Source organism: Streptomyces sp. NPDC005805 (genome assembly GCF_040630445.1).
Lineage (GTDB): Bacteria > Actinomycetota > Actinomycetes > Streptomycetales > Streptomycetaceae > Streptomyces.
On record NZ_JBEXXN010000008.1, the window covers coordinates 91,285 to 108,710 of the forward strand.

At 75.9% G+C, this 17,426-nt stretch carries 15 protein-coding genes; 10 read left to right on the forward strand and 5 right to left on the reverse strand.

Going from position 1 to position 17,426, the window contains the following annotated elements; genetic code table 11:
• Positions 1–255 precede the first annotated feature (255 nt).
• Positions 256–1,065 (reverse strand): N-formylglutamate amidohydrolase, encoded by an 810-nt coding sequence (locus ABZ457_RS07265; protein ID WP_359154841.1) that lies wholly within the window; start codon positions 1,063–1,065, stop codon positions 256–258.
• A 282-nt stretch (positions 1,066–1,347) separates the two neighbouring features.
• Between ABZ457_RS07265 and ABZ457_RS07270 the strand changes: the two genes are divergently transcribed.
• The 6 genes from ABZ457_RS07270 to ABZ457_RS07295 all read left to right on the forward strand — a co-directional run bounded on the left by ABZ457_RS07270 (position 1,348) and on the right by ABZ457_RS07295 (position 7,654).
• A complete protein-coding gene (locus ABZ457_RS07270) occupies positions 1,348–2,025 on the forward strand; it encodes a hypothetical protein (RefSeq protein WP_359154843.1) in 678 nt (225 codons plus the stop codon).
• Positions 2,026–2,527: 502 nt separating this feature from the next.
• Entirely contained in the window at positions 2,528–3,889 is a 1,362-nt protein-coding gene (locus tag ABZ457_RS07275) for a bifunctional o-acetylhomoserine/o-acetylserine sulfhydrylase (RefSeq protein ID WP_359154845.1), read from the forward strand.
• Complete coding sequence (metX, locus tag ABZ457_RS07280) at positions 3,890–5,140, forward strand: homoserine O-acetyltransferase (RefSeq protein WP_359154848.1); 1,251 nt, start codon at positions 3,890–3,892, stop codon at positions 5,138–5,140.
• Between the two features lie 123 nt (positions 5,141–5,263).
• Positions 5,264–6,898: an alpha-amylase family glycosyl hydrolase gene (locus ABZ457_RS07285; protein WP_359154851.1), complete on the forward strand. Its 1,635-nt coding sequence runs from the start codon at positions 5,264–5,266 to the stop codon at positions 6,896–6,898.
• 6 nt (positions 6,899–6,904) lie between these two features.
• On the forward strand, positions 6,905–7,132 hold the full coding sequence (locus ABZ457_RS07290; RefSeq protein WP_359154853.1) for an ATP-binding protein: 228 nt from the start codon (positions 6,905–6,907) through the stop codon (positions 7,130–7,132).
• A gap of 96 nt (positions 7,133–7,228) precedes the next feature.
• Positions 7,229–7,654 (forward strand): hypothetical protein, encoded by a 426-nt coding sequence (locus ABZ457_RS07295; protein ID WP_359154855.1) that lies wholly within the window; start codon positions 7,229–7,231, stop codon positions 7,652–7,654.
• Between the two features lie 19 nt (positions 7,655–7,673).
• Here ABZ457_RS07295 and ABZ457_RS07300 read toward each other — a convergent pair whose 3' ends face one another.
• Both ABZ457_RS07300 and ABZ457_RS07305 read right to left on the reverse strand, forming a co-directional pair.
• A complete protein-coding gene (locus tag ABZ457_RS07300; protein ID WP_359154857.1) occupies positions 7,674–8,075 on the reverse strand; it encodes a hypothetical protein in 402 nt (133 codons plus the stop codon).
• Between the two features lie 14 nt (positions 8,076–8,089).
• Entirely contained in the window at positions 8,090–9,334 is a 1,245-nt protein-coding gene (locus ABZ457_RS07305) for an SGNH/GDSL hydrolase family protein (RefSeq protein ID WP_359154860.1), read from the reverse strand.
• 172 nt (positions 9,335–9,506) lie between these two features.
• Between ABZ457_RS07305 and ABZ457_RS07310 the strand changes: the two genes are divergently transcribed.
• The 4 genes from ABZ457_RS07310 to ABZ457_RS07325 all read left to right on the forward strand — a co-directional run bounded on the left by ABZ457_RS07310 (position 9,507) and on the right by ABZ457_RS07325 (position 13,123).
• Positions 9,507–10,322 (forward strand): SAM-dependent methyltransferase, encoded by an 816-nt coding sequence (locus ABZ457_RS07310; RefSeq protein WP_359154862.1) that lies wholly within the window; start codon positions 9,507–9,509, stop codon positions 10,320–10,322.
• Positions 10,323–10,417: 95 nt separating this feature from the next.
• Positions 10,418–11,323, forward strand: coding sequence for a LysR family transcriptional regulator (locus tag ABZ457_RS07315; protein WP_359154864.1), 906 nt, complete (start codon positions 10,418–10,420; stop codon positions 11,321–11,323).
• Between the two features lie 154 nt (positions 11,324–11,477).
• Positions 11,478–12,050: a cysteine dioxygenase family protein gene (locus ABZ457_RS07320; protein WP_359154866.1), complete on the forward strand. Its 573-nt coding sequence runs from the start codon at positions 11,478–11,480 to the stop codon at positions 12,048–12,050.
• A complete protein-coding gene (locus ABZ457_RS07325) occupies positions 12,050–13,123 on the forward strand; it encodes a putative sulfate exporter family transporter (RefSeq protein ID WP_359154868.1) in 1,074 nt (357 codons plus the stop codon). The genes ABZ457_RS07320 and ABZ457_RS07325 overlap by 1 nt, the downstream gene beginning before the upstream one ends.
• A gap of 34 nt (positions 13,124–13,157) precedes the next feature.
• On the opposite strand, the gene ABZ457_RS07330 is transcribed toward ABZ457_RS07325, so the two are convergent.
• Together ABZ457_RS07330 and ABZ457_RS07335 are read right to left on the reverse strand one after the other, a co-directional pair.
• Positions 13,158–13,550, reverse strand: coding sequence for a hypothetical protein (locus tag ABZ457_RS07330; RefSeq protein ID WP_359154870.1), 393 nt, complete (start codon positions 13,548–13,550; stop codon positions 13,158–13,160).
• A gap of 359 nt (positions 13,551–13,909) precedes the next feature.
• A complete protein-coding gene (locus ABZ457_RS07335) occupies positions 13,910–17,287 on the reverse strand; it encodes a LuxR C-terminal-related transcriptional regulator (protein WP_359154872.1) in 3,378 nt (1,125 codons plus the stop codon).
• Positions 17,288–17,426: the final 139 nt, after the last annotated feature.

Sequence of the window (17,426 nt, forward strand, 5' to 3'; positions counted from 1 at the left end):
CCGACCGGGCCGTGGGTCGAATGGGTCGACGCAAGATCTCAGAAGAGGTCATGACAAGGGAAGAGCCGAAAACGCGCGAATCGCCCGGCAGGGGCAAGTGGGGGACGGCCCTCCGGATTTGTGGGGTGGTGCCGGGGCCGGTGGGCATCCGGATACACCGCCGCCGCCCCGCGCACCGTCAGCCGTCCGCCCGCCCCGCGCACCGCCCGCCCCGCGCACCGTCAGCCGCCCCGCCCCGCCCCGCCCCGCGCAGCGTCAGCCGGCCGCCGCCCGCCCCGCCGCGTCGACCAGTCCGCCCAGCGCCTCGGCCAGGGCCTCCCGCCCCGGCCCCGCGGGACCGCCCGGCTCGGACATGTAGACGTCCCGCCGGATCTCCACCATCAGCGCGGAGACCCGCCGGTCCCGCCCGTAGTGCCGCAGCGGGACGTACGTCCCCGCGAACGGGCTGTCCAGCCCCGTCCCGCCGAAGCTTGCGAACGCCCGCCGGGCCGCGTCCGCCAGCTCCGGCGGGGTGTGGAACGGGTCCGTGCCCAGGCAGACCGGCGGCCGGGGCCCGTCCCCGTGCAGCTCGTACGGCAGCGCCCCGGTCGGATACGAGTGGACGTCGATCACCACGCACCGCCCGACCGCCTCCAGCCGCGCGTCGACCGCCTCCGCCACCGCCTGCGCGTACGGCTCGAAGCAGCGCGCGATCAGCTCCTTCGGGTCGAAGCCCTCGGCCCGCAGCCGCTCCTTGTGCGTGGAGCGCGTGTACACCGCGCCCATGCCGGCGGCGAGCATCTCCTCCCGCTCGTCGGGGAACCGCTCCGGGTCCACGACCAGCCGCGAGCGCCCGTTGACGAACCGCCAGGGCGTGACGATCGCGTGCGCCGCGGCCCCGGCGGCGATCCGGTCCGTGTGCGCGTCCGTGATGTGGTCCAGCTCCCGCTCCAGCGCCTCGTCGTCCAGCACGATGCCGCGCCGCACGTCCGGCGGTATCTCCCGTGAGGCGTGCGGCACATGAAGGATCACGGGGGAGCGGGCGGCCCCGGGGAGCAGCCGGAAGGCGGGGGTGTCGTCGGCCATACGAGGTGTCCTCCCGGTGGCGCGTACTCGGGACGTGCAACGGTAGCCGGGCGGCACACGGCGGTGACAGGTAATCACCTGGATCGCCGATCTGCGTCCGGGGCACCGCCCACACCGCGCTGCGCCTGGACTGCTGGGTGGTCCTCCGGCCGGGGGCCGGTTCCGGGGCGCGCGGGACGGTCCGGCTGACCGGCCGCGTCCCGGGCACGGAGGGTCACCGACCTGCGGACCGGGCCGCCCGGGCGGAAGCTGGTGAGCAGACCCTTCCGAAGGAGTCGCGCCATGAGCGGTCGTGTCAGCGGGGGCGCAGCCCCGTATCCCAGGGGGCGTGCGGTGGTCGCGTCCGTGGCCGTCGCGTCGGCGGTGCTTCTCGCGGGCTGCGGCGCGGGCGCCGGCGGCGACGGCCCGCCGTCACAGAGTGTGAGCGCGGCGGCCGAACGGGAGCGCGCGGCGCCGGCGGTGGCGAGCACCCCGGCCGGGGAGGTCCCGGAGCTGAGGGAGACGAAGACCCTGCCCGTCTCGGTCCCGGCCAACGACGTCCTCGACGAACCCGCCACCTCGGCCGAGGTCACGCTCAACCGCCTGCGGCAGGCGGACCGCATCGCCCAGGGCGAGTACCTGGAACCGATCGTGGCAGACCCCGGCACGACCTTCGTCTGCCTGGAGTTCCGCGTGCGGAACACGGGCGACGCCGAGTTCGACACCGGCCCGCTGAGCCGCGCGCGCTGGACCGGGCAGGACGGCGAGACCAAGCAGGCGGACCTGGAGACCAGCGGCAACTGCGTGGACCTCGGGTTCACGGAGGAGAACCTGATCAGTGAACCCCACCCGCGCCCGGGGGAGTTCGTCGAGGGCACGGTCCTCTTCGCGGTGTCCGACGAGCAGGACGGCCTCCTGGAGTTCTCCGACGGGCTGGAGCGGCCGCTGTTCACCGTCAAGACGACGGCGGCCCCGCGCTGATGCCGTGCTGACGTCGCATGGCCGCCGCGTTGCGCCGGGGTGACCCCGCATGGCCACCGTGTTGCCCCCGCGTTGACCTTGCCACCCGGCGGGGGGAACCGTGCGGGTGGCTCTGGTGCGTGGCCTCCGTCGTGTGGTTTGGTGGCCCCATGACCGTCCTCGTGATCCGCCGCCACGTCGACTACGTGCGCGTGACCACCACGGGTTGTACCGGCGCGAGCTGACGCGACGCCCGCCGATGTCGGCCGGCCGGACCGGTTGATCCGGTCGGCCACCCTCTCCTGACGGAACCGCCCTCCGCGACGGAACCACCTCCGCCCGAGCGCGACTTCACGCACCCCGGCGCGGTCCCGGACGGCGTCGTCGCCCCGCTCCTGCCCCGCCGCGAGCCCCCTTCCACGGGGCCGCCGCCCCGCACCCCCGCACCCCCGTACCCGCAGCACCGCGCACCGCCCGGCCGCCCCCGCGCGCCGCCGGGCCGCCTGACAACTTACGGAGAACCATGAGCCAGCCCCTCGACGCCGTCACCGCCGGCCACACCCCGGAGGACGAGCCCACCGGACCCGACACCTCCGCCTGGTCCTTCGAGACCAAGCAGATCCACGCCGGCACCACCCCCGACCCCACCACCGGGGCCCGGGCCGTGCCGATCTACCAGACGACGTCCTTCGTCTTCCGCGACACCGCGCACGCCGCCGACCTGTTCTCGCTCGCCGAACCCGGCAATATCTACACCCGCATCCACAACCCCACCCAGGACGCCTTCGAGCAGCGGATCGCCGCCCTGGAGGGCGGGGCCGCCGCCGTCGCCCTCGCCTCCGGCCAGGCCGCCGAGACCCTGGCCCTGCTGACCCTGGCGAGCGCCGGGGACCACATCGTCTCCAGCGCCTCCATCTACGGCGGCACCTACAACCTCTTCCGCCACACCCTCCCCAGGTTCGGCATCGAGGTGTCCTTCGTCGACGACCCGGACGACCCCGACGCCTGGCGGGCCGCGATCCGGCCCCACACCAAGGCCCTGTTCGCCGAGACCCTCGGCAACCCGCGCGGCAACGTCCTCGACGTCCGCGCGGTCGCCGACGCCGCCCACGAGGCCGGTGTCCCGCTGATCGTGGACAACACCGTGCCCACCCCGTACCTGCTGCGGCCCATCGAGCACGGGGCCGACATCGTGGTGCACTCGGCGACCAAGTTCCTCGGCGGGCACGGCACCACCATCGGCGGTGTCGTCGTGGACGCCGGCACCTTCGACTTCGGCGCGCACGCCGACCGCTTCCCCGACTTCCACGAGCCGGACCCGAGCTACCACGGCCTGCGCTACTGGCCCGACCTCGGCCCCGGCGCCTTCGCGATCAAGCTCCGGGTCCAGCTGCTGCGCGACCTCGGCCCCGCCATCGCCCCGCACTCCGCGTTCCTGCTGCTCCAGGGCGTCGAGACGCTGAGCCTGCGGATCGAGCGCCACTCGGCGAACGCGCGGGCCCTCGCCGAGTGGCTGGAGCAGCGCGACGAGGTCGCCGCCGTCCACTACCCGGGCCTCGCCTCCAGCCGCTGGCACGAGACCGCACAGCGCTACCTCCCGCACGGCGCGGGCGCGGTCCTCTCCTTCGAGCTGCGCGACGGCGTCGAGGCGGGCAAGCGGTTCGTGGACGCGGTGGAGCTGTTCAGCCACCTCGCGAACATCGGCGATGTGCGGAGCCTGATCATCCACCCCGCGTCCACCACCCACAGCCAGCTCGACGAGGACCAGCTGGCGGCGACGGGCACCGCGCCCGGGCTGGTGCGGCTGTCGGTCGGGCTGGAGAACCTCGCCGACCTGAAGGCCGACCTGGAGGCGGGTTTCCGGGCCGCGAAGGCGGCGGCCTGAGTGCAGCCGGCCATCTCCCGGGTCGCCCTCCCGCCACCGGCCACCGGCGCCTGGCGGGAGGGCGACCCGCCCGGGCGCCGGCGGTGGCACCACCGCGCGGCGGCGCTGCCGCTGGAGGCGGGCGGTGAACTGCCGGGCGTCCGGCTGGTGTTCGAGACCTGGGGGCACCTCGCGCCCGACCGGTCCAACGCGGTGCTCGTCCTGCACGCTCTCACCGGCGACAGCCACGCGGCCGGCCCCGCCGGGCCCGGCCACCCCACCCCCGGCTGGTGGGACGCGCTGATCGGGCCCGGCCGCGCGCTGGACACCGACCGCTGGTTCGTCGTCGCGCCCAACGTCCTCGGCGGCTGCCAGGGCAGCACCGGGCCGTCTTCCCCGAGGCTCGGCGCGGCGCCGCTCCCCGGCTCGGTCCCGGGCGTGCGGGCGGTGCCCGGGCCGGGCGCGGCCGCCGGTTCCGCCACGGCGCCCGGGCCCGGCGGGCGGTCCTGGGGAAGCGCGTTCCCCTTCCTCACCCAGCGCGACCAGGTCCTGGCCGAGGCCGGACTCGCCGATGAACTCGGCGTCGACCGCTGGGCGTTGGTCGTCGGCGGGTCCATGGGCGGGATGCGCGCCCTGGAGTGGGCGGTGACCCTCCCCGAGCGGCTGGACGCCCTGCTCCTCCTCGCCTGCCCGGCCGCCGCGAGCGCCGAGCAGATCGCCTGGGCCTCCGCCCAGGTCCACGCGATCCGGTCCGACCCGCACTGGCGCGGCGGCGACTACCACGACGCCGGACCGGGCGGCGGACCGCACACCGGCCTGGGCCTCGCCCGCCGGATCGCCCATGTCACCTACCGCAGCGAGCCCGAACTCCAGGCCCGCTTCGGCCGGGAGCCACAGGGCGGCGAGGACCCCTGGCGCGGCGGCCGCTACGGCGTCGAGTCCTACCTCGACCACCAGGCCGCCAAGCTGGTACGGCGCTTCGACGCGGGCAGCTATGTCACCCTCGCGGAGGCGATGAACACCCATGACGTGGGGCGCGGCCGGGGCGGCGTCCGGGCCGCGCTGCGCCGGGTCCGCGCCCGCACCCTGGTCGCGGGCATCGACACCGACCGCCTCTACCCGCCCGCCCAGCAGACGGAACTCGCCGCCGGCATCCCCTCGGCGGACCGCGCCCGCATCCTCGCCTCCCCGTACGGCCACGACGGCTTCCTGATCGAGACGGAGCAGGTCGGGGAGCTGGTGCGGGAGCTGCTGGGCCCGGGCACGGGGTAGGGCGTCGGGGTGGACCGGGGTGGACCGGGGTGGACCGGCGGCGCGGCGGGAAGGCATCGTTCGGCACCCGCCCGGACCGCCCGCCCCGGTCCCCGCCCCCGTCACCCGGAAGGAACGGCCCCCATGACCCAGGCGCCCCGCCCCGAGCCCGCCGCCGACGACGACCGGCCCGCCACCGCCTGGCTCGCGGACGCCGTCCTGTACCAGATCTACCCGCAGTCCTTCGCCGACGGGAACGGCGACGGCATCGGCGACTTCGCCGGGATCGAGGCCCGCCTCGACCACCTCGTCTGGCTCGGCGTCAACACCGTCTGGCTCAACCCCTGCTTCGCCTCACCCTTCCGGGACGCCGGCTACGACGTCTCCGACTACTACACCGTCGCCCCGCGCTACGGCACCGACGAGGACCTCGTCCGGCTCGTGGACAGCGCCCGCCGCCGGGGCATCCGTGTCCTGCTCGACCTGGTCGCGGGCCACACCTCCGACCGGCACCCCTGGTTCCTCCGGTCCGCCGACGACCCCGGCGACCAGCGCTACATCTGGGCCGGCACCGGGACCCGCCCCCACGGCTTCGAACCGTCCCCCGGTACCCGGCCCGGCTGGTACCGGCCCAACTTCTTCCCCAGCCAGCCCGCCCTCAACTTCGGCTACGCGCGCACCGATCCGACCGAACCCTGGCGGCAGCCCGTCGACGCGGAGGGCCCGCGCGCCAACCGCCGGGCGCTGCGCGCGATCATGGACCACTGGCTCGGCCTCGGCCTCAGCGGCTTCCGCGTCGACATGGCCGCCTCCCTCGTCAAGGACGACCCCGGCCACACGGAGACCACCCGGCTCTGGCGCGAGCTGCGCGCCTGGCTGGACACCGCGCACCCCCGGGCCGCCCTGTTGTCGGAGTGGGGCGACCCGGCGGTGTCCGTCCCGGCCGGCTTCCACGCCGACTTCCTCCTCCAGTTCGGCAGCGACGACGACGGCCTCGCGCTGCGCTCCCTCTGGAACAACAACTCCGGCACCGTCAACGAGCAGTGGTCCCCGCTGGAGCCCTACTTCGGCGCCGAGGGGGCGGGCGACGCGCGCACCTTCCTCGCGGGCTGGCGGGCGGCCGCCGACGCGATCGCCGCCTCCGGCCGCACCGGCTACATCTCCCTGCCGACCGCCAACCACGACTTCACCCGCCTCGCCTCCGGCCCCCGCACGGCCGAACAGCTCCCGGCCGCCTTCGCCTTCCAGCTCACCTGGCCGACCCTCCCGGCGGTCTACTACGGCGACGAGATCGGCATGCGCTACGTCCCCGGCCTCCCGGACCACGAGGGCAGCGTCCTCGGCCCCCGCTACAACCGGGCCGGTTCCCGCACGCCGATGCAGTGGGACGACGGCCCCAACGCGGGCTTCTCCACCGCCCCGCCCGCCGACCTCTACCTCCCCGTCGACCCGTCCCCGGACCGCCCGACGGTCGCCGCCCAGCGCCGCGACCCGGACTCCCTCCTCCACCTGGTCCGCCGCCTGATCGCGCTGCGCAAGGCCATCCCCGAACTGGGCCCGGGCGGCACGGTCCGCGTCCTCCACGACGGCTACCCGCTGGCCTACGTCCGCGGCGAGCGCTACCTCGTGGTCGTCAACCCGCGCCGCACCGAGGCCGAAACGACCCTGCCGGGCGCGACCGATGCCCACCCGGTCGAGTCGTCCGGCGTCCACGTCGCCCCGGACGGCCGCGTGCGGGCCGCGGGGCACGGCTGGGGCGTCTTCGCCCTCGAAGCCTGATCAGCCGTGGGCGGCGTACCGCACGAAGCCCTGGCCGACCTGCCGGTCACCGACGCCCGCGCCGGACGACTCCCGGCGTCGGCACCCGACCCGGAGGACGCCGGGACGAAGGAGGGCGGGCGCGGGCTGATGATCGTGGGCGCCCTCGCGGACGACTGGGGCGTGGACGTCGGCCCGCAGCCGCCCGCCCGCAAGACCGTGTGGGCGGTGATCCGGCCGGTGCGGGTGTTGTAGGGGAGGACGGCCGACCAACCGCGCGGCCCGGTCCTGCGTCCTCCTCGGCGGCGGGCCCGCACGGCGGCCCGTCACCGACGTCCGCAGGAGAACCGCATGAGCACGCCCGAGCCCGCTCCGACCGGCCGAGACCCCCGCACCCGGCGGGCGGGCCGGACCGGGCCGGTGCTGTTCGGGGTGGGCGTCGGAATCCTGCTGACGGTCGTGTGCACGGCCGTCCTGTGGTGGCCGCGGTCCGAGGTGACGTTCCGGAACAGCGCCCCGGCGTCGGTGGCGTACGAGGACGAGTCGGCGCACCACCTGGGGCTGGTACACGAGCACACCCTGTCCGGGCGCAGCTCCTACCGGCTGGTGATCGGTAGGGACCCCGGGCTGTCCTACGGCCACTGGGTCGGCGTCGACAGCACCACGGCCGCCGAGGGGGTCGAGGCGACGACCTGGACGGCCGACGGGGTGCGCGTCCGGTTCGCCACCGGGCACGAGGTCTTCGTACCGGCGCGGTACTTCCTCCACGGCCGGTGACGGCCGGTCACGGACGACGTCAGCGCGCCGCCGCGTCCCGTTCGCGGATCGCCTGGAGGTGCAGGCTCATACGGAAGTTCGCCGTGCCCGACGCGAACATCGCCGCCCCGGCCGTGGCGGCCGGGACGGAGAGGCCCAGCAGGGCCACGGCCTCCGGCCAGTCGCGTATGTCCGCGCACCGGTCGCCGTTCAGGAGGTCGTCGCGGGTGGAGCCCTCGTCGGTGAAGAGCCGAGCCTCGCAGTCGCGGCTTGAACCGGACCCCGGGCTGTACGGCGTGAGCAGGATCAGGGCGCACCAGGTCAGGAGGGCTCCGGCGGCGAGCAGCAGGGCGATGCCCCAGGAGCGGATCTTCAGGGCGCGCATGCGGAAGTCGATGTCGAGTCCGTTGCTGAGTTCGTTGTCGAGTTGGTTCGGTTGCACGACCAGCGAACCTATCAGCGAAGCGCCATGGCCCCGCCCGGCCCCCGCGCGCACTCCAGCGCACCCACGTCCACCGCGTCGGCCGTCGCCCGCATCCCCGTGTCGTTGGGGTGGAGGTGGTCGCCCGCGTCGAAGGACGGGTGCAGGCGGGTGGGGTGGGCGGGGTCGCGGAGGGACGCGTCGAAGTCGGCGACCGCGTCGAAGAGGGCGTCCTCGCGGATGCGGGTGTTGACCTCCTGGCGGAGGGCCTCGCCCGCCGGGGTCCAGGCGGGCCAGCCCTCGTACGGCAGGATCGTCGCGCCGATGACGCACACGCCGGCCGCGTGGGCGCGGGTCACGATGTCCCGGTAGCCCGCCATCAGTTGGTCCGCCGTGGGCGGGGCGGCCGACTTGATGTCGTTGACGCCCTCGAAGAGGATCAGCGACCGCAGGCCGCGGTGGCCGAGGACGTCCCGGTCCAGCCGCTTCACCGCGCTCTCGCCCGTGCCGTCGGCCAGGACCCGGTTGCCCGAGATCCCCGCGTTCGCCACGCCCTTGACCGAAGTGGCGCCCTCGGCGCGGAGGCGGGCCGCGAGGAGGTCGGGCCAGCGGCGGTTGGTGTCCGGGGTTGAGGAGAGGCCGTCGGTGATGGAGTCGCCCAGGGCCGCGACCGCGCCGGTCCCGGTGGGGGCGTCGACCACGACCGCGTCCAGATGGGGCCAGGTGCCGAGGATGTGGGTGAAGGGCGCGGCCGACTCCTCGGCCGCGTGGTCGCCCGCGGGCGCGGTGTACGAGGTCTGGAGGGCCCGCCGGTGGCCCGTCACCGTGCCCGGCGTGTCCCGGACATGGAGGCTGACCGCGAGGTCCGCGCCCGGCCGGACGGTCATCGGCACCGGGTCGCTGTACACCCACCGGCCCGGCGGCACGGTCACCGAGCGCAGGCCCGCGAAGGTCAGCGGGCGGTTGGTGCCGGGGACGAGCGCGGCGCCGTCGGCCCGTTCGCCTGCGTACGCGCTGCCCAGGGTCAGCGCCGCCTCCCCGAACGCGTTGGTGACGCGCACCCGCAGCGCGCTGCCGCCCGCGCTCACCCGGACGATCAGGCGGTGGGTCAGGTCCGGCACGGACGAGGCGGCGAGGCGGTCCGGGCTCGCCGCCCAGGTCACGACCTGGGCCGCCGGGACGCCGGTCCCGGCCGAGGCGCCCGCGCCCGCCAGGACGAGGACGGCGGCCAGCGCGCCGGACAGGGGAGGGAACAGACGGCGGAAGCAGGGTCCGGGCATGGCCAGCCTTCGGGTAAGTGGGGCCGGTGGAGCGGCAGTTGGTTGCCGGGCGCGGCCCGGGCTGAAAGGATCACCGTGCGAACGGTGCCGACGGTACGAGCGGCGTCACCACGCCGGTGTCCGGCGCGGTGCGTCCATCAGTGAGTGCGTCCAGCAGTGAGGGAGTGGGACCATGACCGGGACCGAGCCGGCCGCCTCCGCGCGGATCGACACCAGCAGGCCGCATCCGGCGCGCGTGTACGACTGGTATCTCGGCGGGAAGGACAACTACCCCGTCGACGAGGAACTCGGCCGCAAGATCATGGGCGTGGACGGGACCGCCCGGCACGTCGCCCGGACCAACCGCTGGTTCATGCAGCGGGTCACCCGCTGGCTCGCCCGCGAGGCCGGCATCCTCCAGTACCTCGACATCGGCACCGGCATCCCCACCGAGCCGAACCTCCACCAGATCGCCCAGTCCGTCGCCCCCGAGGCGCGGATCGTCTACACCGACAACGACCCCATCGTCCTCACCCACGCCGAGGCCCTGCTCCGCAGCACCCCCGAAGGGGTCACGGACTACGTCCAGGCCGATGTGCGCGAGCCGGGCCGCATCCTCGAACAGGCCCGTAAGACACTGGACTTCGGCGCACCCGTCTCGCTCTCCCTCGTCGCCCTCACGCACTTCCTCGGCGACGACGACCGGCCCTACGACCTGGTCGCCGAACTCGTCTCCGCCCTGCCGTCCGGCAGCTACCTCGTCCTGTCGCAGCTCACCGCCGACCTGGACCCGGCGGCCGTGACGCGCGGGGTGCAGATGTACGCCGCCGGCGGTGTCACCCTCGCCCCGCGCACCCACGCCGAGGTCACCCGGTTCTTCGACGGGCTGGACGTGGTCGACCCCGGCGTCGTCCAGCTGACGCGCTGGCACCCGGAGCTGGCGGTGGACGAGGTCGTCGACCCGCACGCGGTCATCTCGCTGTACGGGGCGGTCGGCCGCAAGCCGTAGCCCGGCCCCGGGGCCCGGCCCGCAGCGGGGGTATACGGCGAGCACCCCCGTCCCCCAAAGTCCGCTTATGGTCCGCACGCGCCTATGATGCGCCGGTGTTCGATTCACGGCACATCAGGACGTTCCACGAGGTGGTCAGGACCGGGTCCTACTCGGCCGCCGCCCGCGCCCTCGGGTACACCCAGCCCGCCGTCACCCAGCAGATGAAGGCCCTCGAACGAGACGTCGGCTCGGCGCTGTTCGTGCGGGTCGGACGGGGGATGCGCCTCACCGAGGCGGGCGAGGCGCTGTCCCGGCACGCGGGCAGCATCCTCGACTCCATGGCGGCCGCCCGCGAGCAGCTCAACGCGATCACCCGGCTGCGCTCCGGACGGGTGCGTCTGTGCGCGTTCCCGAGTGCGGTGTCCACCCTGGTTCCCGAGGCCCTCGCCCGGCTCGCCGCCTCCCACCCCGGCATACGCGTCGACCTGCTGGAGGACGAGCCGCCCGCCTCGCTGCGGCGGCTGGCACGCGGCGAGTGCGACCTCTCCCTGGCGTTCAGCTACCCGGGGCTGCGCGAGGAGGTGCCCGAGGAACTGGTCGGCACACCGCTGCTGGAGGACCAGCTCGTCGTCCTGCTGCCCGCCCGGCACCCGCTCGCCCGGCGGCGGGCGGTGCGGCTCACCGATCTGGCGGACGAACGCTGGATCGCCGGATGCCCGCGCTGCCGCGCCAATCTGCTCCATGAGTGCGCCGAGTCCGGCTTCGTCCCCGACATCGCCTTCATGACCGACGACAACCTGGCCGTGCAGAGCCTCGTCGCCGAGGGTCTCGGCGTGTCGATGATCCCCTCGCTGGTGCTGAACTTCCTGCGCCACCCCGAGGTCGTCGGACGGCCCATCCAGCCGGTCACCCGCCGCCGGATCGTCGCCTATGTCCTCCGCGAGCATCTGCGCATCCCCGCCACCGCGCTCCTGCTGGAGGAACTGCGCACGGTGGCGGCCCACAAGACCGGCTGCTAGCCGGGGGGCGGCCGGGGCGAGACCCCGGCCGAGGACCGGCGCGGGGAGCGGTGCGAGGACCGGCCCGGCAGCCCGGCGGCACTATAAGCGCGGCTTGGGAACGGGAAAGAAACCGTCGTTGGACGTGATGGACGGCCGCCCCGACGCTGCCCCTATGACCATCGCCCCCACCGCCTTCACCGCGCCCCGCGTCACGGACCGGCTCGCCGCGCTGCTCGACGGCGTCCGCCGGGCCGTGGGCCGGGGACTGCCCCCGGACCCGACCGCCCATCTCGTCGGCGAGGCCCTCGCCCCACACCTCGGCGCCGCCGACCTGCTGACCGACGAGCAGTGCCAGGGCGACCCCGAGCGCTACCGCCAGCACCTGCTGCACGCCGAGTACGACGGCAGCTTCTCCGTGGTCGCCCTGGTGTGGCTGCCCGGCCAGGCCACCTCCGTGCACGACCACATCGCCTGGTGCACCACCGGCGTTCACCAGGGGGCCGAGCACGAACGCCGCTACCGGCTCGTCCCCGCGGGCGGGCCCGACTCCCCGGCCCGACTCGTCGCCACCGCCGACGTCGTCAACGGCCGGGGCGAGGTGTGCGGCTTCGCGCCGCCCGGCGACATCCACGCGGTGCGCAACGCCGGGCCGGGTACGGCGATATCCCTGCATGTGTACGGCGCGGACATATCCCGCCTCGGCACCAGCGTCCGGCGCGTCTACGCCCTGCCGACCGACTGCTGATGGGCTTCCTGACGGCACCCGCCGCCACCGGAACCCCACCGTCCACCCGCCCCCGCCCGCCGCGTGGCGGCCTCCTGCCCGGGCTCGGGCTCGCCGTCTGCGGAGTGGCGGCCGCCTGGCTGGTGCACCGGGCCCTGCCCGCCGTGCCGCTGCTCACCGCCGCCGTCGTCCTCGGCATCACGGCCGCCCATCTGCCGCGGCTGCGCCACGCGCTGGCCGGACCGGGCCGCCCGGGTCTGTCGTTCGCCGCCCGGCGCCTGATGCGCATCGGGATCGTGCTCCTCGGGCTCGGTCTCGGCCTGGACGACATCCTCGGTCTGGGCTGGGAGACCGCCGTGGTCGTGCCCGTCGTCGTCGGCGCGACCCTGCTCGGGACCTGGTGGCTCGGCCGCCGGCTCGGGCTGCCCGGCGACCAGCCGCTGCTGATCGGCGTCGGGTACGCGATCTGCGGCGCCTCCGCGATCGGCGCCGTCGCCGAGTCCCGCGACAGCGACGAACGCGACGCCGCGACCGCCGTCGCCCTGGTGACCCTGTGCGGCACCCTCGCCATCACCGTACTCCCGCTGCTCCAGGGGCCGTTGGGGCTCGGGGACGCGGCGTTCGGGCGCTGGGTCGGCGCGAGCGTGCACGACGTCGGCCAGGTCGTCGCCACGGCCCGTACCGCCGGTGCGGACGCGCTCGACGAGGCCGTCATGGTGAAGCTGATGCGGGTCGCGCTGCTGGCACCGGTGGTCGCGGCCGTCGCCCTGTCGGTACGCCGCCGGGCGACCACCCCGGCCGGTCCGGGCGGAACCGGGGCCGGCCGGCGGCGGGTTCCGCTGGTGCCGCTGTTCGTCGCCGGATTCCTGTGCGCGGTGGCCGTCCGCAGCAGCGGGCTGCTGCCCGCCGCGGCCCTCGGCGTCGCGGACGTGGCCCGGGAACTGCTCCTGGCGGCGGCCCTGTTCGCCCTCGGCAGCGCCGTGCGCCTGCCCGTCCTGGCCCGCACCGGCGGCCGGGTGGCCCTGCTCGGCCTGTGCGCGTGGGTGGTCGTGGCCGGGCTGTCGTACGGGGGCGTGGTGCTGCTGGGTGGCTGACGGCCCAGACCCGGCACCGGCGGCGGCAGGGGGCTCAGGAACGGTCGGCCAGGGTGTCCAGTTCGCGCATCGCCTCGGCGTGGGCGCTCATCTGGCGGGCCACCGTCCCGGCCGTGAACAGGCCCGTGCCGGCGAGCGCCACCGGGAACGACAACCCGAGCACGAACAGGGCCTCCGGCCAGTCGCGTTCGGCCGCGCAGTAGGTGCCGCTCCGCACGCCCTGGTTGGCCGTACCGCCGTCCGTCAGCAGCCGCGACTCGCAGGACACCGGATCGTCGTCCCCCGGCTCCTCGGCCTGGTACGGCGTGAGCAGCAGGACGGCGCACCACACCCACAGCAGGCCCGCCAGGGCGAGCAGACCGGCACCCCAGGAGCGTCTGCGGGTGGCCCGGTCGCGGAAGTCCAGGTCGTACTCGCGTGATCGCATGGCCGATGAACCTATCAGCGCACCGGGCCGCACGATCCACGGGGCTGCCCGCGCGGGAGAACTCGGGGCCCGCGCCCCGGCGGGCGGGGGAGCGCCCGCCGGGTGCCTCGGCGCGTGCCCGGAGACCGGCCCCCCGCGGCCGTACCACCGCGCCGCCGGAGTGGCGGAGGGCGGCCGTGTCGCCGTCGGTGTGGGGGGTCCGACACGGCGGCCGCCGGGGCCGGAACCCCGGGCACCGGCAGGACGGTAGGGGCCCGGGGCCACGCCTGCCTATCCGTGGTCCGCGTTTACGGATACGCAAACAAACCCGGGCCCGCCCAAGGGGCCCAACCCGGCCGCCGCGCAGGGGACTTCGGTGCCTACCGCCTGCCCCGCCCGCGCGGCAGCGTCTGCCCGGACTGCGACTCCAGCTTGCGCCGCGCCCGGGCGACATGCTGCTCCACCGTGCGCGGCGAGAGATGCAGCGTGGCGGCGATCTCCTTGTTGGTGAGGCCGGTCGCCGCCAGGTCCGCCACCTCCTGCTCGCGCGGCGACAGCCGGTCCCCGTAACTGGGGCGCCCGCGCGGGCGGTGGCCCTCGGCGGCCGGCTGATGCGCGCGCAGCAGGGCCCGCACCCGGGCCGCGTCCCAGACCGCGCCCAGTTCGGTCAACCGCTCGACGCAGGAGGTCAGTTCGGCCACCGCCGTCCCGGTGTCCCCGCCCGCGGCGAGCAGGCACCGGGCCGCGCCCTCCGTGGCCAGGACGACCGCGTACGGGCGCGGCAGCCCCGCGTAGACGAGGGCCGACTTCCGGAACAGCTCGGCCGCCCGCGTGTGCTCGCCCTCCGCCTCGGCGAGCAGGGCCCGGCACCACAGCAGCGCCGCGTCGGAGGCCGGGGCCTGGCGGCCCTCCAGCCCGGCCGCGTACTCGCCGATCATGTTCCGCGCCGTGGCGTGCCGGCCCGCGCGCAGGGTCGCCTCCACGGCCCACGGCGCGAGTTCCGCAGCCCACACCCATACGCCCTTGTCCCGCACCCGGTCCCAGGCGCCGGACGCCTCGCCCACGGCGGACTCGACGTCGTCGCGGACCAGGGCCATCCGGATCAACGCGCCGGAGGCGGCGGCCAGATGGGGCACCGCGGAGCCGTTCGCGTCGCGCGGGCCCTCGCCCGTGAGCCAGGCCGTCGCCTGCTGCCACTCGCCCTTGGAGAGGGCGAGCATGCCGAGGACGATCCGGCCGTCCACCGCCATGCCCGGCATGGTCTCCGCTTCGGCGGTGAACGCCCGTGCCCGGGACGGCAGATCGGCCCATTCGCCCTCGGCCCAGTCCAGCAGCAGGCGCGTGCCGCGCGCGCCCTCCTCCACATAGGCGGCACCGCTGCGGGTCGCCAACTCAAGCCCCTCGGCGAGGAGTTCACGGGCGGGGCCCAGCTCGCCCAGCCACAGCGCGCCGTCCGCCGCGTTGCACAGCCCACGGGCCACATGCTGCTGGTACGTCGGGTCGGTGGTGTCCCGCGGCAGGGCCTCCAGCGCCTGCCAGGCCGCCGGATCGCCCACGTACATCAGCGTGCCGACCCGGTTGGCGGCCACGGCCGTGCGCGCCTCCTCGTCGCCGCTGTCCGCGCCCGCCTTCTCCGCTCGCTCCAGCCAGTGGAGGTTGCGCTCCAGCGGCACGGTCGACAGCAGCGGCATGGCGAGCGCCGCCATGGCCCGCGCGGCCATCACCGGCTTCTCCTGGAGTTCCTCCACGGCCCGCTGGAGCTCCAGCCAGCCCTGCACCCCGGCCACGGCCTGGTTGCAGAGCAGCAGCCCGAGGTCCAGCCGGATCTGGCCGCGCACGGCGGCGGGCAGGGACTGCTCGTCGAGGATCTGCCGCAGCACGGTCACCGTCTGCTCCGAGCGCAGCCCGAGCACCGCGCTGTGCGCCAGCAGCGGCGCGAGCCGGGCCCGGGCGCTCAGCGGGACGGTCGGCCGGGACAGGGTCTGCTCCAGCAGATCGACCGCCGCCTGGTGATCGCCCGCCGCGGCGCTCTCCTGGGCGGCCTGCTCCACCGCGTGGAGCCAGCCGCGCACCTCGCCGCCGTGCCGCCGGTGCCGGGCGAGGGCGGGCCACGGCACCGGACGCCGGTGCCCGAGGACGTGCGCGGCACTGCGGTGCAGCTGCCGTCGCACCGGTCCGGGCACCTCGTCGTACACCGCCGTCGCGGCCAGCGGTACGAAGAACCCGTACCGGCCGGACGCGTCCTCCGTCAGCACGCCCGTGCGCAGCGCCGACACCAGGGCCCGGGTGCCGGACTCGCCGCTCAGCCCGGCGACCGCCGTCAGCTCCTCGGCCTCCACGGGCTCGCCCAGCACCGCCGCCGCCCACGCGACCGGGCGGACCTGCGCGGACAGGGCGGCGGTGCGGGCGAGGGCCAGCTGCGCCAGACGCGGCGGCACGCCGACCGCCTCCAGGTCCCGGGCCGTGTACCGCTCCCGGGGCTCGCCGGTCTCCCGCAGCAGCCGCACCAGATCGACGACGATCTGCGGGACGCCGCCCGAGCCGTGGGCGATGCGGGTGAAGAGGTCGGCCGGGCCGCAGTCGGGGCCCAGCTCCTCCTCGACGAGGGCCCGCACCTGCCCGGCGTCGAACGGCGCGAGCCGCAGTCGCCGTACCGCTAGCCCGGCGGGCAGGGCGGCCCCCCTGCCCAGGGCGAGCCCGGGCTCGCGGAGTTCCTCGGGACGGTAGGTCAGGACGACGGCGAGCCGGGCGGGCGGGTCGGCGAGCAGCCGGCGCAGCAGGTCCAGCGCGGCGCGGTCGGCGAGGTGCACGTCCTCGACGACGAGGAGCGCGGCGTCCGTCCCGCCCCCGCCCCGGCCCTCCCGGGCGGCCGCGAGCCGCACGGCAAGGGCCTCGCGCAGGGCGGCACCGGTGAGCGGGGGCGGGGTGTCCGCGGCGAGCGCGGGGGGTGCGGCGGGTTCATGGGCCCCGGCGGGGGCGTCGGCCCGGTCCTCGGCGGGGACGGGCCGGGTGTCGGGCCGCCCGGCGGGCAGGGTCGCGGCGGTGCCGGGGGCGGGCCGGGCGGCAGGGGAGGGGGTGGTCCCGGTGGTGGGCCGGGGGCCAGGGGTTCCGGGGGCGGGTCCGGTGTCGGAGTGGCCGGGGGAGCCCGCCGGGGGAGCGCCGGGAGCGGCCCGGGTGTCCGGCCGGTCGGCGGGCGGGGGCGCGCCGGTGGCGGTGCCCCCGGCCGAGGGCGGAGCGGACGCGCCGCCGGCGGTCCGGGTCTCGCGTCCCCCCGCGCCGGGCGCCTGGCCCGTACCGGTGGCTGCGGACGGCGGGGCTCCGGCCCCACCGGCACCCCGGTCCGGCACCGTGGCGCGGACGCCCTGACCGTCGCCCGTACCTGCCGCGGCCGGTACGGAACGGGCCCCGGAGCCGGCCCGGGCGGAAGCGCCGCCCCCGGGCGCCGGTGGGCGGCCCCCGGCCGCCGCCCCGCCCCCCTGCGGCGCGCGCCCGGTCGGCAGGGCCCGCGGGCCGGGCCCGGGCCCTGCGGTGACCGACGCGCCGAACGGCGTGCACGTCACCGTCACCGTCCGCGCGCCCCCCGCCTCGGCCGCCGCCAGCAGCCGTCGCGCCAGCCGCGACCGTCCCGTGCCGGCCGCGCCCTCGACGAGCAGCAGCGCGGCCTCGTCGGCGCGGTACGCGTCGTCCGCGTCGTCGGCGCCGGGGGCGTCCCGCGCGAGCACCTGGGACAGCCAGCGGTCTCCTTCGGCATCACTCACCGTGTCCACCGAATCACTCTCCTGGGAGGTTCCGGGGCATTTCGATTCTTTACGTATACGGGTTTCAGTGTCCCTGATTGAAGGGATACGGCGCGGACAGCAATGTTGAGCTGCCGCAGAAGATCTGCATGGCTGTCGA